This window comes from Microseira sp. BLCC-F43 (assembly GCF_041929235.1).
Taxonomy (GTDB): domain Bacteria; phylum Cyanobacteriota; class Cyanobacteriia; order Cyanobacteriales; family Aerosakkonemataceae; genus Microseira.
Map to the genome: position 1 here is coordinate 1 of NZ_JBHFNP010000130.1, position 15,125 is coordinate 15,125.

General features: G+C 47.0%; 14 protein-coding genes. 8 read left to right on the forward strand and 6 right to left on the reverse strand.

Going from position 1 to position 15,125, the window contains the following annotated elements; genetic code table 11:
• The coding region (locus ACE1CM_RS17980; RefSeq protein WP_374878971.1) for a Uma2 family endonuclease at positions 1–247 on the forward strand (247 nt) is incomplete at its 5' end.
• 290 nt (positions 248–537) lie between these two features.
• On the opposite strand, the gene ACE1CM_RS17985 is transcribed toward ACE1CM_RS17980, so the two are convergent.
• Together ACE1CM_RS17985 and ACE1CM_RS17990 are read right to left on the reverse strand one after the other, a co-directional pair.
• On the reverse strand, positions 538–636 hold the full coding sequence (locus ACE1CM_RS17985) for a type II toxin-antitoxin system RelE/ParE family toxin (protein WP_374879054.1): 99 nt from the start codon (positions 634–636) through the stop codon (positions 538–540).
• A 152-nt stretch (positions 637–788) separates the two neighbouring features.
• Complete coding sequence (locus tag ACE1CM_RS17990; protein ID WP_374878973.1) at positions 789–992, reverse strand: hypothetical protein; 204 nt, start codon at positions 990–992, stop codon at positions 789–791.
• A gap of 301 nt (positions 993–1,293) precedes the next feature.
• On the opposite strand from ACE1CM_RS17990, the gene aroC reads away from it, so the two are divergent.
• The 6 genes from aroC to ACE1CM_RS18020 all read left to right on the forward strand — a co-directional run bounded on the left by aroC (position 1,294) and on the right by ACE1CM_RS18020 (position 10,017).
• Positions 1,294–2,388: a chorismate synthase gene (gene aroC / locus ACE1CM_RS17995; RefSeq protein WP_374878975.1), complete on the forward strand. Its 1,095-nt coding sequence runs from the start codon at positions 1,294–1,296 to the stop codon at positions 2,386–2,388.
• A gap of 7 nt (positions 2,389–2,395) precedes the next feature.
• Positions 2,396–3,262 carry an MBL fold metallo-hydrolase gene (locus ACE1CM_RS18000; protein ID WP_374878976.1) on the forward strand — a complete coding sequence of 289 codons (867 nt, stop codon included), beginning with the start codon at positions 2,396–2,398 and terminating at the stop codon, positions 3,260–3,262.
• 30 nt (positions 3,263–3,292) lie between these two features.
• Positions 3,293–4,627, forward strand: a complete 1,335-nt coding sequence (locus ACE1CM_RS18005) for a cytochrome P450 (RefSeq protein WP_374878978.1) — start codon at positions 3,293–3,295, stop codon at positions 4,625–4,627.
• The gene (locus tag ACE1CM_RS18010) at positions 4,624–5,292 is read left to right on the forward strand and encodes an arylesterase (protein ID WP_374878980.1); all 669 of its coding nucleotides are present in this window, start codon (positions 4,624–4,626) and stop codon (positions 5,290–5,292) included. The genes ACE1CM_RS18005 and ACE1CM_RS18010 overlap by 4 nt, the downstream gene beginning before the upstream one ends.
• A 324-nt stretch (positions 5,293–5,616) precedes the next feature.
• Positions 5,617–7,710 carry a substrate-binding domain-containing protein gene (locus ACE1CM_RS18015; RefSeq protein ID WP_374878982.1) on the forward strand — a complete coding sequence of 698 codons (2,094 nt, stop codon included), beginning with the start codon at positions 5,617–5,619 and terminating at the stop codon, positions 7,708–7,710.
• 192 nt (positions 7,711–7,902) lie between these two features.
• Positions 7,903–10,017: a TIGR00300 family protein gene (locus tag ACE1CM_RS18020; RefSeq protein ID WP_374878984.1), complete on the forward strand. Its 2,115-nt coding sequence runs from the start codon at positions 7,903–7,905 to the stop codon at positions 10,015–10,017.
• Between the two features lie 184 nt (positions 10,018–10,201).
• On the opposite strand, the gene ACE1CM_RS18025 is transcribed toward ACE1CM_RS18020, so the two are convergent.
• Complete coding sequence (locus ACE1CM_RS18025) at positions 10,202–10,492, reverse strand: hypothetical protein (protein ID WP_374878986.1); 291 nt, start codon at positions 10,490–10,492, stop codon at positions 10,202–10,204.
• Positions 10,464–10,724 carry a hypothetical protein gene (locus tag ACE1CM_RS18030; RefSeq protein ID WP_374878987.1) on the reverse strand — a complete coding sequence of 87 codons (261 nt, stop codon included), beginning with the start codon at positions 10,722–10,724 and terminating at the stop codon, positions 10,464–10,466. Before ACE1CM_RS18030 ends, ACE1CM_RS18025 begins: the two co-directional genes overlap by 29 nt.
• A gap of 242 nt (positions 10,725–10,966) precedes the next feature.
• On the opposite strand from ACE1CM_RS18030, the gene ACE1CM_RS18035 reads away from it, so the two are divergent.
• Positions 10,967–11,974, forward strand: a complete 1,008-nt coding sequence (locus ACE1CM_RS18035) for a mechanosensitive ion channel family protein (protein ID WP_374878989.1) — start codon at positions 10,967–10,969, stop codon at positions 11,972–11,974.
• Between the two features lie 6 nt (positions 11,975–11,980).
• On the opposite strand, the gene ACE1CM_RS18040 is transcribed toward ACE1CM_RS18035, so the two are convergent.
• Complete coding sequence (locus ACE1CM_RS18040) at positions 11,981–13,156, reverse strand: ATP-binding protein (RefSeq protein ID WP_374878990.1); 1,176 nt, start codon at positions 13,154–13,156, stop codon at positions 11,981–11,983.
• Between the two features lie 4 nt (positions 13,157–13,160).
• A complete protein-coding gene (locus tag ACE1CM_RS18045; RefSeq protein WP_374878991.1) occupies positions 13,161–15,113 on the reverse strand; it encodes a PAS domain S-box protein in 1,953 nt (650 codons plus the stop codon).
• Between the last annotated feature and the right edge of the window lie 12 nt (positions 15,114–15,125).

Below are 15,125 nucleotides of genomic sequence, written 5' to 3' on the forward strand. Positions count from 1 at the left end.
ATTAGTTATCGAAATTATTTCACCGGGACAAACTTTTGGGGAATTAGCTGCTAAGGCGAGAGATTATTTGAATGCGGGAGTGTTGCGAGTTTGGGTGGTAGATAGTCAAGCGAGAAGCATTACAGTTTTTTATCCAGATGCACCGCCGCCGACTTATATGGGAGATACACCGTTAATTGATTCTCTGTTTGAGGGGTTGGAAATTACGGCACAGCAAGTTTTTCAATTGGCAAGGATAACAGGTTGAAGAAATTGGGTTTTTCCAAACAATACCTTCGCCAATTTTCTGCAACGCCCCCACCCCCACGCTAAAGCATGGGGCTACACAAACAAAGCCCGCCTTCGCGGGCTAAAATTTTTACAGCCCGCGCAGGCGGGCTTTGTCTGTATAGCGACACCCTTAAGGGTGTCGGATTTTCGCGAATGTATTATTCAAAAAACCCGGTTTCTGTGGCTTGCGTCAGCGATGCTCCAAGCAAAAAACCAACTCACTCTAGAAGAATTTCTCGCGCTACCAGAAGCATCCTCACTCAAAATTTAGCGGTAAACATCGCGCCGATTACCAACGTGAAGAACAGTTACAATCTGTTGGGTATCATCAATTTCGTAAATTACCCTGTAATCGCCGATACGGATGCGTCACCCTTCACGATTTCTCAACTTGATGCACCCTAGAGGTCTAGCGTCTTCAGCTAAAGCCCCAATTGCATCCCGCACTGGTTCAAAAGCCTCAAGGGGTAATTTCGCCAACTCTTTCTGAGCGCGTCGCAGGATAAAGATAGTGTAACTCATTCCCGCTCCCGCTCAATTTCAGCGATCGCCACTTCAAAGGGAATTACTTCGTCATCAGATTCCTTGGCAGCATCATAGGCACAAATAGCTTCCAACTCTTCTAATTCTTCTAGAAGTTTTTGGTAATCTGCGATATCCAGAAATACCCCAATGCGATTTCCGTTTTCATCTACTAGATAGCGTTCTTTGTACCGCATCATAAAATTGCTCATTGCTAGCTATCTTTAATATATGCGCTCGCCAATTGGTTTTGACCAAGGATCTTAATGGGATTTTATAGGTTAACTACCGTAAATTTCTTTGAGGATACCTTTCTTAGCTGGTTCGTCAGTCCTAAGTTGATTATCTTTCTCCTAGAGTGACACAAAAGAGGTAAGCCCTGTAAAACCGACTCTGCCCGTTTCCAGGCGTGCGCCAGCAAACCCAGGTTCTTTTAACCAAACCTCCTGGTCAAGAGCGATCCCTGTTAAAATTTAAACTCAAGCCTTTCTTTTCAGTATTATGGGCAACACTTTTGGGCATCTATTTCGCGTCACCACATTCGGCGAGTCCCACGGCGGCGGCGTGGGAGTCGTAATTGATGGTTGCCCACCTAGATTGGAAATTTCAGCAGAGGAAATTCAGGTAGAATTAGACCGCCGCCGCCCCGGACAAAGCAAGATTACCACGCCGCGCAAAGAAGCCGATATTTGCGAAATCCTCTCCGGCACTTTTGAAGGTAAAACCTTGGGGACGCCAATCGCAATTTTAGTGCGCAACTCTGACACCCGCCCCCAAGATTACGACGAAATGGCGCAAAAATATCGCCCCTCCCACGCCGATGCTACCTACGACGCAAAATATGGCATCCGCAATTGGCAAGGTGGCGGACGCTCCTCGGCACGGGAGACAATTGGCAGAGTCGCAGCGGGTGCGATCGCTAAAAAAATTCTCTCTCAATTCGCCAATGTAGAAATTGTCGGCTACGTTAAACGCATCAAAGATTTAGAAGGTATTGTCGATCCCAACACCGTTACCTTAGAACAAGTCGAAAGCAATATTGTCCGCTGTCCGGATTCAGAATCTGCGGAAAGGATGATAGAACTAATAGACCAGGTGCGGCGACAAGGTGACTCTATAGGCGGTGTTGTGGAATGCGTAGCAAGAAATGTACCCAAAGGTTTGGGTTCCCCTGTCTTCGATAAACTAGAAGCAGACTTGGCGAAGGGTGTAATGTCTTTACCGGCAAGTAAGGGGTTTGAAATCGGCTCCGGTTTTGCCGGTACGCTACTGACTGGCAGCGAACATAATGATGAATTTTATACCGATGAGTACAGTAATATCCGCACGATAAGCAACAGATCGGGCGGAATTCAGGGTGGCATTACCAACGGCGAGAACATTATTATACGTGTGGCATTTAAACCAACTGCTACGATTCGCAAAGAGCAGCAAACAGTCACTCGTGAGGGTGAAGCAACAACACTCGCAGCTAAAGGACGCCACGATCCTTGTGTATTGCCCAGAGCAGTGCCTATGGTAGAGGCAATGGTTGCTTTAGTGCTATGCGATCATCTGTTGCGGCATCAGGGTCAATGTGGCACTTTAAAGTTCTAAGTTAGAAATGATAACTAACCCTTCTTCCGAATTTGCCATCCAGTTTTGGGGTGTGCGAGGTAGTATACCCACCCCTGGCAATGAAACCGCACGCTACGGTGGCAATACTTCCTGTATAGAAATGCGGGTAGCTGGAAAACGCCTGATATTTGATGGGGGTAGCGGTTTACACGTACTGGGGAGAAGTTTGCTCAAGCAGATGCCCCTGGAAGCTTACATGTTTTTTACCCACTACCATTGGGATCACATTCAAGGAGTGCCTTTTTTTACTCCAGCTTTTGTCCGGGGGAATTGCTTCCACATCTATGGAAGAGTACCCGATTGTCAGGTATCGATGAAACAGCATTTCATGGAACGGGTACTGCACCCAAACTCCCCAGTGCCGCTAGATGGAAAGCTGGAAGCAGACTTGAAGTTTTACGAAATCCAAGCGGGGGATGTGGTGAAACTCAACGATATTACTCTGGAAACAGGGCCGCTGAATCACCCCAACGGGGCGTTGGGATATCGGGTGACGTGGCAGGGACATTCGGTATTTTACTGCACGGATACGGAACATCCAAGCGATCGCATGGATGAAAACGTGTTGCACCTAGCTCAGAACGCGGATGTTTTCATCTACGATGCCATGTACACCGACGAGGAATATTACCACCCTAAAATTCCAAAAATGGGTTGGGGACATTCAACTTGGCAGACAGGGGCAAAAATCGCAATGGCAGCGGGTGTAAAGCGATATGTGGTATTTCACCACGAACCGACTCACGATGATAATTTTCTCGATAAAGTAGCAGAAGAACTCAAAGCAATGTTTCCCAATGGATTGATGGCGCGGGAAGGATTGATTGTGGATGTAATGCAGCACGATGCTTAGATTCAACACCAAACTACTTAATTAGAGGTCATGAATATAACCCAGACAAAACCATCGCTGCCTTTACCCCCTGGCAAATTTGGTCTTCCAATTATTGGCGAAACGATCGGGTTTTTGCGCGATGCTGATTTTATTGAAAAGCGGGTAAAGAAATACGGCTCCCTATTTAAAACCTCGATTTTTGGGCGTCCAACGATCGTATTGGTCGGCGCGGAGGCAAATCGATTTATTCTTACCAATGATAAGTATTTTGCGATCGCTTGGCCCCAAAGCACTAAAATTTTGCTAGGACCGCTGTCGTTATCCGTGCAGGAAGGCAGCCAACACCAATCTCGACGCAAGCTACTATCCTACGCTTTTCAACCCAAGGCACTGGCGGGTTATTTGCCTTCAATGGAACGCATTACGCTGGAATATTTGCAGAAGTGGGAAAAACTCGGCAAGTTAACCTGGTATCCCCAACTGCGAGATTATACTTTTGATGTTGCCAGCAGTTTGTTAGTGGGTGAAGATTCCAGTTTTGAAACTAACATCAGCCAGTTGTTTAAAGATTGGTGCGATGGTCTGTTTACAATTCCCATTCCCTTACCTTGGACTAAGTTTGGTCGGGCGCTATATTGCCGAAAAGAAATTCTAGACCATATAGAAAAAATTGTACTGCGCCGCCAAGCCGAACAAAACCCAGGACAAGACGCCCTGGGACTATTATTGCAAGCTGGCGACGATGAAGGTAACGGCTTGAGTTTGGCTGAATTAAAAGACCAAGTGTTGCTGCTATTATTTGCCGGACATGAAACAGTTACCTCTGCTTTGGGTACGCTGTGTTTGTGCCTCGCACAGCATCCGGAAGTTTTGGCACTAGCAAGGGCAGAAGTTTTGCAAGTTGCTCCCGATGGCTGCTTGACAGCGGAAAATCTCAGACAGATGACTTATCTGGAAATGGTGTTGAAAGAAGTGCTGCGACTGGTTCCTCCCGTAGGCGGCGGCTTTCGTAAGGTAGTCAAAACTTGTGAATTTAACGGTTATTCCATTCCTGAAGGTTGGGTGGCGCTGTATCAAATTGCCCATACTCATGAAGATAGTTCTATCTATTCTCAGCCAGAGCAATTCGATCCGGAGCGGTTTTCGCCAGAAAGAGCTGAAGATAAACAAAAGCCTTTTGGCTATCTGCCCTTTGGCGGCGGAATGCGCGAGTGTTTGGGTAAAGCTTTCGCTCAGTTGGTGATGAAGGTATTCGCCGCGCACTTAGTTAGGGATTATACCTGGGAATTGTTGCCCAACCAAAGTTTGGAATTGATTCGAGTACCGACACCGCATCCCAAGGATGGGTTACAGGTGAATTTTCGGCGATCGCTTCCCCTATGAAAAACCGTCGCTGGATTTGGTTCTTTTCGTTAATCTTCTGTTCGCTGGTTGTTTTCACCAGTTGCAGCAGTCACCTGGATGGAATCGCAAACCTCAAAGCTGGTGCGGGCAAGCAATTTATCGTCTTGGGCGATAGCATTGCCGAAGGTTATGGATTAGCACAGACAGAAGCTTTTCCCAGCGTTCTCAGTCGTCAATTGGGCGTGCCAATTTTAAATAAAGGCGTCAGCGGCGATACAACAGCAATGGGACTCGCTCGCTTGCAAAAAGATGTACTGGCCCAAGAACCTTGGTTAGTTATTGTTGAATTAGGTGCGAACGATTTTCTGCGAAGAATTCCCATTGCCGAAACAGAACAAAACTTGCGACAAATTATTACTTCAATTCAAGACAAAAAAGCGATTGTCGTGCTTTTGGGAATCAACGGCGGCCCTTTTAGAGGTAATTACTACGAACTTTATCAGCGTCTTGCCAAAGATACCAAATCTTATCTGATTCCGGAAATATTCAAAGGCATTTTAGACGATACCCGCTATCGACAAGATGATGTAATTCATCCCAATGCAGCAGGTCAACAACTTTTGGCAGATAGAATTTATAAAGAATTACAACCTTTATTAGCAAAAGCAACTTGGCCTCCTGGTTTGTTGAAATACAAAAATTAGCCTGGACGCGCAACGCCAAAGTCAGCGCTAAGCCGTGGGCAGGCGGGACGCCTACCCCACAAGAAAAAAAACCGCTTGTGGGATGGGCAGGAAAGCCAGTCCGAATCACTTTTGCCAGAAGTCTATTGTCAAGGCAAGACTGGACGCATGTATAGCGGAACACTTCGTTGTTTGATAAATTCGTTGATAATTTATTTATAAAAATTGCTGGAAAAACATTAAGCAATAATAAATTCACTGGCGTTGCATCAAAGCGACGGTTTATACAGTTAACAATTGCTTAACCTGATGCTTCGCTCCTAGCCACCGATTGCTGAGTCCAATATGCAAAAGCTGGTTGTTTTTAAGATTGGTGAGGGCAGTTTTGAACAGGGCTTTCCCGTGACTCTTCAGATTGGGGAAGAGGGAAAGCCCCCAGTCGTGGAGGTTCGCGGTCGTGTCCCCCCAGACGCAAAGATTCCTGACCTGTATTATGAATGGCAGTCGAAATATAAAGGCGACAGGCAGATTACTGTTGACCCAAGTCAAACGAACAATTACTCCCGTGAAGAAGAGTGCAAAAATGCGGCGTCGGCGTTAGAGAAGTGTCTGCAAGAATGGTTCGACCAGTCTTCCATGCAAAAGTTGCGGGCTGCGGTGCTAACGGAAGTGAACAAGGAAACTGATGAAGCGCGGATTGTGCTTCAGACCCAGAACGTACAATTGCAAAAGCTCCCTTGGCACTTGTGGGATTTACTAGAAAGCCTTCCCAGGGCTGAAATTGTTTTGGGTAGCAAGTATGCCCCAGCACCGTCGAGGCCACTTAGCAACCCGGTAAAAATCCTGGCAATTTTGGGCAATGCAGAGGGGATTGATATTGAGGAAGACAAAAAGGCGCTGAGTCAGCTACGGGGAGCAAGCGTCACTCTGCTGGAGTTGCCTCAAAGAAAAGAACTTAACGAACATCTGTGGAACAAACCCTGGGATATTTTGTTTTTTGCTGGTCACAGTTCCAGCTGGGCAAATGCTGATAATACGCTGCAAGGAGCAATTCAGATTAACGACAGGGAGAGCTTATCGCTGGACGAGTTGCGGTATGCGCTCAAGGAGGCAGTGAAAAACGGTTTGAAGCTGGCAATCTTCAACTCTTGTGATGGATTGGGATTGCTAGCAAAGATTGCAGATCTGGGAATACCGAGTGCGATCGCAATGCGGGAAGCCGTACCCGATAATGTAGCCCAGGAGTTTCTGCGATATTTCCTCACCACTTTTTCTCAAGGAAAATCCCTCCACCAAGCTGTTAGGATAGCCAGGGAAAAGTTGCAGGGTATGGAAACAGAATCTCCCTGTGCTTCTTGGCTACCCGTAATCTGCCAAAATCCCGCAGCAGGGACGCTCACCTGGCCTCAGCCTCAACACTTACCTGTCAAAATTGGCGCGGGATTATTGGCGGGTTTGGCTGTCGCCAGCATTGCGTTTATTGTACCTAATTCGATTTTATTGAAGTGTGCCCAGGAACAAAAAACCTTTACTGAATTTGCAGATTGCGACAAAATTCCCTTCGGTATCTGGCAGTATGGAGGTAGTACCAGTTGGGCAGCAATTCGAGAAACTGCCGAGCAAAAAATTAAAGCAGAACTACCTAAGTTTCAAATTACTTACAAGCAAGATCCGCTTCAACCACCTAGTTCTGGCAACGGCATCAAGATGTTAATTGAAGGCCGTTTAGCTTTCGCTCAGTCGTCTACTCCTGTAACTAACGAGGCAGTTGTCTTGGCGAATCAAAGGGGATTTACCCTCAAGCAAATTCCTGTGGCTTACGATGCTATAGTTGCCGCTGTTCATCCCAGCTTCAATATAAAAGGGTTAACTGTTGAACAATTGGTGGGAATTTACAAGGGCAAGTATAGAAACTGGCGCGAAATAGGTGGCCCAGACTTAACAATTAAACCATACGCAACCCAAGGGAGCGGCGGCCCGACAATCGTCAAGGGTTATTTTTTAAGCGGAGAATATTTTGGTAATAATATTACTTTTGCCAGGACTCCAAGTGAGGCAATTAGCAAAGTTGGAAATCCTGATAATGAAATTGAAAAAGGTGGAATTTATATCGCGTCTGCCAAAACTTTAATTGGTCAGTGTAGCCTCAAAACGCTGAAAATTGCTAAAGATAGAAACAGCGAATTTGTGGCTGCCTACGAGGGCGAACTTATCCCAGCGGCAGTATGTCCTAAGCAACGCAATCAAATTAATCGGGAAGCAATTAGAACGAATCAATATCCACTGGTACGACAGATTTATGTTGTAGTCAGGCAAGATGGTTCAATTGAAACTAAAGCTGGTGAAGCTTACGCTTCGCTACTCCTGACCGAGGAGGGGCAACAGCTGATTCAGGATGCTGGCTTTATGCCAATGCGCTTTATTGAGCCACAAAAATAGTTTGATATAACGCAAGGCCGACGAGAAACGGTAAAGCCTGATACAACTATAGGTACAGGTCTGATAAAATATAAAGCTGGCTTTGATAGCGACCCGCACCCGCTCCGATTGAAACGATCGCGGCGGTGAACTTTTGGAGTGGCTTATATTTAAAGTCTGTAGAGCCGTGTAATCTACCTGTAAAAATTCATTATGACCAATCAGATTCGCTTCTTGATGTGCGCCCCCGACCACTACGACGTGGATTACGTGATTAATCCTTGGATGGAGGGGAATATACACAAATCATCGCGCGAACGCGCGGTAGAACAGTGGCAAAAGCTACACCACGTTCTCAAAAACCATGCGATAGTCGATTTAGTCAAACCCCAACAGGGTTGGCCCGATATGGTATTTACCGCCAACGCGGGTTTGGTGTTGGGAAAGAATGTCGTTCTCAGTCGTTTTTACCACAAAGAACGTCAGGGAGAAGAACCTTATTTTAAAGAGTGGTTCGAGTCGCAAGGCTATACAGTTTACGAACTGCCGAAAGACTTGCCATTTGAAGGCGCGGGAGACGCTTTACTCGACCGAGAAGGGCGCTGGTTGTGGGCGGGATACGGCTTTAGGTCGGAACTCGACTCGCATCCTTATCTGGCAAAGTGGTTGGATATCGAAGTGCTATCGCTGCGCTTAATTGACGAACGGTTCTATCACTTAGATACCTGCTTCTGTCCCCTTGCTGGCGGCTATTTACTCTACTATCCACCCGCATTTGATTCTTATTCAAATCGCCTGATTGAAATGCGAGTTCCCGCTGAAAAACGCATTGCGATTTCAGAAGCAGATGCGGTCAATTTCGCTTGCAATGCGGTCAACGTGGACAGCATTGTGGTGATGAACAAGGCGAGTGACAGTCTGAAGCAGGGTTTGGCTGATGCTGGGTTTGAGGTAATTGAAACAGCGCTGACGGAATTCCTCAAAGCAGGAGGTGCGGCTAAGTGCTTGACCCTGCGCGTTACCGAACCCGTGCGAGTCGAAGTCCACGCCAACGTGTCGGTAGAAAGTCGCACAATTCGGTTGGAAGGACACCTGCTGGATTCGGGTTTAATCAACCGCGCCCTAGACTTAATTGTGGACAATGGCGGTAGCTTCCAGGTACTCAATTTTAATCTGGGGGAACAGCGGCAAAGTACTTCGGCGGCAGATGTGAAGGTTTCTGCACCGTCTCACGACATCATGGAAGAGATCGTCACCCAGTTGATCGACTTGGGTGCGGTACCGCCGCCGCAAGAAATTTGCGATGTTAATCTCGAACCTGTAACCCAAGCGGGTGTAGCACCGGATGACTTCTACGTAACGACGATTTATCCCACGGAAGTGCGGGTGCATTGCCAGTGGGTGAAAGTGCATTCTCAGCGCATGGATGGCGCGATCGCTGTAAACTTCACTCCAGATGGCCCGGTTGCTAAATGCAAGTTGCTGCGAGATCTAGAAATCGGCGACCATGTCATCGTCGGAGTAGAAGGGATTCGCACCGTCCGCAAAACCGAATCGCGGGAACAACGCAATACCCAGGAATTCACCTTTATGGGTTCTGGTGTTTCCAGCGAACGCCGCGTAGAATTAGTCGTGGAACAAATTGCATGGGAATTGCGCCAAATACGCGATCGCGGTGGTAAAGTCGTTGTCACGGCTGGCCCTGTAGTAATTCATACCGGCGGTGCAGAACATTTATCCCGTTTGATTCGCGAAGGTTACGTGCAAGCATTGTTGGGTGGCAATGCGATCGCCGTCCACGATATCGAACAAGCGATGATGGGAACTTCCTTGGGCGTGGATATGAAACGCGGCGTCGCCGTCCGAGGCGGACACCGCCACCACTTGAAGGTAATTAATTTAATTCGCCGCTACGGTAGCATTGCGAACGCCGTAGAGCAAGGCATCATCAGCAGCGGCGTCATGTACGAGTGCGTCCGCAACAACGTGCCCTTCTGCCTCGCTGGTTCGATTCGCGACGATGGCCCCCTGCCGGATACGGAAATGGATTTAATTAAAGCACAGCAAGGATATGCAAAACTCCTGGAAGGGGCAGAAATGATTCTGATGCTGTCTTCGATGTTACATTCCATTGGCGTGGGGAATATGACTCCCGCTGGCGTCAAGATGGTGTGCGTGGATATTAACCCGGCGGTGGTGACGAAATTGAGCGATCGCGGTTCAATTGAATCGGTTGGTGTCGTTACCGATGTGGGTTTGTTCCTCAGTTTGTTGGTGAAGCAGTTGGATAAATTGACCAGTCCGTATCATTTGACACAGACGATTTAAAGGCTTTCGGGGCACGGCAAGAGATAATTTTGGGAGAGAAATCAAAAGTTATCTACGCCGTGCCCCTTCCGGTGTGTTCGACCAAATAAATTTCCGGCTTTCGGGAACAAGAGATAATCTTGCGATAGAAATCAAAATTTATCTACGCCGTGACCCGACAAAACCTGTTAAGACAGGTTGCAAATCAGTCTTTATTTGCTAGATATTTGTCGATTAGGGTAATTAGTTGAGCGATCGCTTTTTGTTCTTCTAGTAGCAGTTGTTTGATCTGGCGCATCTGTTCCACATTGGGCGGACGATGCACCAAATCGTCAACGAACTCCAATAGCGGTGATTTGCGATTGCGACTATTGGCGCTTTCTGCGTTCAACTTCTCCCAGCGTTCCTTGACTGCTGCTGCTCTTTCCTCCATCAGCTTGTTTTTGGCTATGCGCTGCGCGATGCGCTCAGGTGTGAGACATCTTTTTCCAGTCATCTTCGTCTCCATAAATATCAGTAAATTTTTGTTCTAGCTCGGTTAGTTTTTCGCTGTGTCTCCCAACTTCGTCTTCTATGGTGTTGATTCTGTTTTCCAGAATATCAACTGATATATCCAGCGCTTCAACAAAACTTTCTAGCGTGTCTATCGGTTCTGGTTGGGGTGCGTCGCCGTTTGCTTGGTTGCCGTTAAGTAGGTACAAGTAAATAAAGTGAAAATAGTTATGCAAGTGTGGGGCCCGCTCCAATGCCCACCCCACAAGAATTTCAGACTCTTGTGGGGTGGGCGTCCCGCCCGCCTCTTGTTCAATTTAGTTATACTCACATACTTAGCAAAAAAAATTATGCTCCTGCGCCCAAAACAGTAAGCTCAGACACAGAAGTTTCGCCGTCTCTGGCAAACTTGGATCAAAACGCTATCATTTTCTCTATTCAGATATGGAAGAAAAGCCTGCAAGAGCCAAAATTTATTATGATTCTCAATCTGATTGCCCAAGCTCTCTCTCCCGATCCGGCGGCGACGGTGAGTCCCACTGCTACTCCGACTCCGATAGAGACGTTGACTCCTGCTGCTACTCCGACTCCGATAGAGACGTTGACTCCCGCTGCTACTCCGCTTCCGCCTCCAGTTCAGGTTCCGATTCAAGCGGTGCAAACCCAGGCGGCGCAAACAGTCTCTGGGTTGAGTCAGATCGGACAAACTGCACTCGATCTGTTAACCCAATTTGGACTCAAGCTGCTGGGTGCGATCGCTCTGTGGTTTGTCGGTCAAAAGTTAATCGCACTTAGCCTCAGTCTAATCAAGCGAGGTCTGAGAACCCAGCCAATTGACCCAACGCTGATTAATTATCTGCTCTCGATTATCGGAGTGACGCTGAGAATCATTCTGATTGTGGCGATGCTAGGCTTCTTTGGCATCGAGACAACTTCGTTTGCTGCTTTGCTGGCGGCGGCGGGGGTGGCGATTGGTGCAGCGTGGGGCGGACTGCTGGCTAACTTTGCAGCGGGTGCATTTTTAATTATTTTTCGCCCTTTCAAAGTCGGGGATTTTATTTGCGCGGGGGGCGTCACGGGTACGGTTAAGGAAGTTGGATTGTTTACAACCAAGATCAATACAGCAGATAACGTGATGACGATTGTTGGTAACAACAAAATCTTCGACGACAATATTCAAAACTTCTCGACCAATCCTTACCGTCGCGTTGACTTAGTCGCTCAACTTGACAGCAGTGTCGATTGCAAACAAGCGATCGCCCTGTTAAAAGAGCGACTGAGGGATATCCCCAACGTCCTCGCCGATCCGGCACCGGATGTGGAAATTCTTGAGTTTAGTGTAGGTGGTCTCGTCCTTGCCGTCCGCCCCTATTGCCATAACGACAATTACTGGCAGGTTTATTTTGCTACCAATAAAATGATCTGCGATACTTTTGGCGAAGCTGGTTACCTTGTTCCAGCTCAGTACTTAATGCTGCCTCGGTAATAAAGCTTACTTGTCGGTGGGTGAAGGCAAGATGACGGTAAAGGTCGTCCCTGCACCCACTTCGCTTTCAAATTCGATCGCTCCCCGATGTAACTCTACTGCTTTTTTGACAATTGCCAGTCCCAAACCACTCCCTTTAATTTCCCCTACATTACTGCATCGGTAAAACGCTTCAAACAGTTTTTCTTGGTCTTGTTTTGGAATGCCGATACCCGCATCTCGAACGCGGAAAATTACCATTGGGTAATCGGGAATTGGGAATTGGGAATTCTCCAGAGATCCCACAGGCGAGACGCCTGTGCTACGCTGCTCCCAATTCTCCAGGTACTCTAGTTGTAAATGCACTTCGCCGCCCTTGGGGGAATATTTCATCCCATTGGAAAGCAAATTAGAAAGGATGTGGTGCAATAACCGTTGATCCAAAACTGCAACGCTTTTTCTTGAGGTGCAGACGAAGGTTATGCGGTGCTTTTCTTCTACTCCTAGCTGCATTTGTTCCACCAGATGGCGGCAGAATTCTTTTAAATTAAGCGGGGCAGGATTAAACTTTAATTGCTCGGATTCTGCTCTACCGATGACCAGCATATCTTCAATCAACTGGTTCATACTTTGGCTGGCAGATTTCATTAAATCCAAGCATTTAACTTGGGTTTGTTCGTCCAATTTGCTGCTCAATCCGAGTAATTTCGCCGAACCTACAATCGCGCTCAAGGGGTTGCGTAACTCGTGCGCTGCGAGCGAAACATATTTGGTTTGGCGATCGGCTTTTTGTTCGGCTGTTTCCAAAGCTTGACGCAGTTTCGTTTCCAATTCGTGTCGGTGCAGCGCAATTTCGAGCGTCACGTATAAATCTTTTTGTTGGAAAGGTTTGATAATATACCCGAAAGGGTCTGTTAGTTTGGCTCGCTTCAGGGTTTCTTCATCGGCATAAGCAGTCAAAAATACCGTTGGAATATGGCAACGAGTGCGAATTTTTTCCGCAGCTGCTATCCCGTCCATATCCCCTTCCAATACAATATCCATCAGCACCAAATCCGGCTGGTTTTGGGCTACTTTTTGAATCGCTTCTTCCCCGTTCGTCACAATCGCCACAACCTCGTAACCCTGCTTTCTCAAGCTCTCGGCTATCGCCTCTGCTACAATCGCTTCATCTTCTACCACTAAGATCTTTTTTTGAGCCATTGCCTTAAACTCTCCGGCGGTAATTTAATTCGTAAAACCCCAGCTTAAATCGCGTTCCCCCATCGGTGTCAATTTCCAGAACACCCTTAAGCTGACGGTTCAGCATCCGGACTAATCTCAGTCCTAATGTTGCTGCGGTTTCTATATTAAAATTCTTAGGTAAGCCAACTCCATTATCGCTAACAATTAGATGAAATTTCATCAATTCATCGCGGAACAATTCAATACTTATTTCCCCAGGCATTCCTTGAATAAAAGCATATTTCAGCGAGTTAGAAACCAGTTCATTCACAATTAAACCACAGGGAATGGCTGTTTCTATATTAAGCGAAGATTCAGCCACGTTAAGTTTTAGTTCAATGGCATTAGAGTGGTTGCCGAAAAATTGAAACAAATTAGTTGCCAGGTCTTTGATGTATTTAGCAAAGTCGATTTTGTCTAGATGTAGTGACTGATATAATTGTTCGTGAATTAGCGCCATCGAACGAATGCGGCTTTGACTTTCTCGAAACAGGGCGATAGTCTGGGGATCGTCAAGGTATTGAGCTTGGAGTTCGAGCAAGCTAGAAATTACCTGCATGTTGTTTTTGACGCGATGGTGAATTTCTTTGAGCAATACTTCTTTTTGGTGGAGAGAAGCTTGAATTTGCACTTCGGCAATTTTGCGCTCGCTCACATCTTCCGCAATTCCGGCGATGCGGTAAAGTTTACCAAACTCATCTTTTATGGGAAAACCCCTCGCCCATATCCAGCGAATCGAACCATCGGGTCGGACGATGCGATATTCATTGCTGGTAGACTCTCCTTGGAGTTGTTTGGCGATCGCACCAAGCACAGCTTCTCGGTCTTCCGGATACACTGTTTCTATCCAAAATTGCGGTTTGCCATTCGCTGCTGCGATCGGGCGTCCCCAAATTTTCTCAAAAGCTGGACTGACGTAGAGCAACTGGTTACCCTCTGGAGATGCCAACCAAAACACATTAGCAATATTTTCTGCCATCTGGCGAAATTTTGCTTCGCTTTCGCATAAAGCGTTTTCTGCTCGTTTGCGCTCGGTGATATCCCGCAATGAGATGATGCAGACGGATTTTCCTTCCCATTCGGTTGGAGCAACGTGCATTTCTCCAATGCCGACTTCTTTATTTGGGCGCAGAATGGTTAATTCGATGATATCGTTCTTTATAGCGGGCCATCCTAACTCAACGCCGATTAAATCTTCGGGTTCGCAACCGAAAATTTTTCCCGCCGCCGGGTTAGCAAACAGCACCCGACCCAGGCGGTCTACAATTAACAAACCGTCTAATAAATTAGCCACAATTGTTTGCAGTCGCGCTTCGCTATCGCAGAGGGTGCAAATTATTGCTTGCAGGCGTTTTTCACTTTCTCGCAACGCAGCTTCTGTCTGTTTGCGATCGCTGATATCTTCATCAATCCCAGCAATGCGGTAAACAAGTCCTGCGCGATCGCGGATGGGAAAGCAACGGGATCTGATCCAACGCATCTCGCCGTCCGGGCGCAGGATACGATATTCTTGCTCATACTTACCCGGGTCTTTAGCTTTCAAAGCGGCGATGATGCGATCGCGGTCTTCTGGATGGATAATAGCATCTAAAAAATATTCAGGCGCAGTGCATAAATCAGCGCGAGACAGTCCCCAAATCTTTTCGCACTGGGGAGAAACATAGATAATCTGCCTTGTTGTAGCATCGATCGTCCAGCAAATACTATCGATATTTTCTGCCAGTTGTTGGAATAGTTGCTCGCTTTCGTGCAACGCCGCCTCTACTCGCCGACGTTCGGCAATTTCCTGCTGTAATTGCTCTTTTAGCGCCGCTAATTCAGCCGTGCTATCTCTTAGTTTAATTTCTAGCTGCTCTTTAGCTTTTTGGCGTTCGGCGATTGTCTTGAATAAACCGCGAACTAACCCGCAAAGGTGACAAGGCGCAATATCAATCATCGGTTACAAGGT

Coding starts and splice junctions, on each gene's coding strand:
- ACE1CM_RS17990 (WP_374878973.1), bottom strand. CDS start 992: ATGATGCGGTACAAAGAACGCTATCTAGTAGATGAAAACGGAAATCGC.
- aroC (WP_374878975.1), top strand. CDS start 1,294: ATGGGCAACACTTTTGGGCATCTATTTCGCGTCACCACATTCGGCGAG.
- ACE1CM_RS18000 (WP_374878976.1), top strand. CDS start 2,396: ATGATAACTAACCCTTCTTCCGAATTTGCCATCCAGTTTTGGGGTGTG.
- ACE1CM_RS18005 (WP_374878978.1), top strand. CDS start 3,293: ATGAATATAACCCAGACAAAACCATCGCTGCCTTTACCCCCTGGCAAA.
- ACE1CM_RS18010 (WP_374878980.1), top strand. CDS start 4,624: ATGAAAAACCGTCGCTGGATTTGGTTCTTTTCGTTAATCTTCTGTTCG.
- ACE1CM_RS18015 (WP_374878982.1), top strand. CDS start 5,617: ATGCAAAAGCTGGTTGTTTTTAAGATTGGTGAGGGCAGTTTTGAACAG.
- ACE1CM_RS18020 (WP_374878984.1), top strand. CDS start 7,903: ATGACCAATCAGATTCGCTTCTTGATGTGCGCCCCCGACCACTACGAC.
- ACE1CM_RS18025 (WP_374878986.1), bottom strand. CDS start 10,492: ATGACTGGAAAAAGATGTCTCACACCTGAGCGCATCGCGCAGCGCATA.
- ACE1CM_RS18035 (WP_374878989.1), top strand. CDS start 10,967: ATGATTCTCAATCTGATTGCCCAAGCTCTCTCTCCCGATCCGGCGGCG.
- ACE1CM_RS18040 (WP_374878990.1), bottom strand. CDS start 13,156: ATGGCTCAAAAAAAGATCTTAGTGGTAGAAGATGAAGCGATTGTAGCA.
- ACE1CM_RS18045 (WP_374878991.1), bottom strand. CDS start 15,113: ATGATTGATATTGCGCCTTGTCACCTTTGCGGGTTAGTTCGCGGTTTA.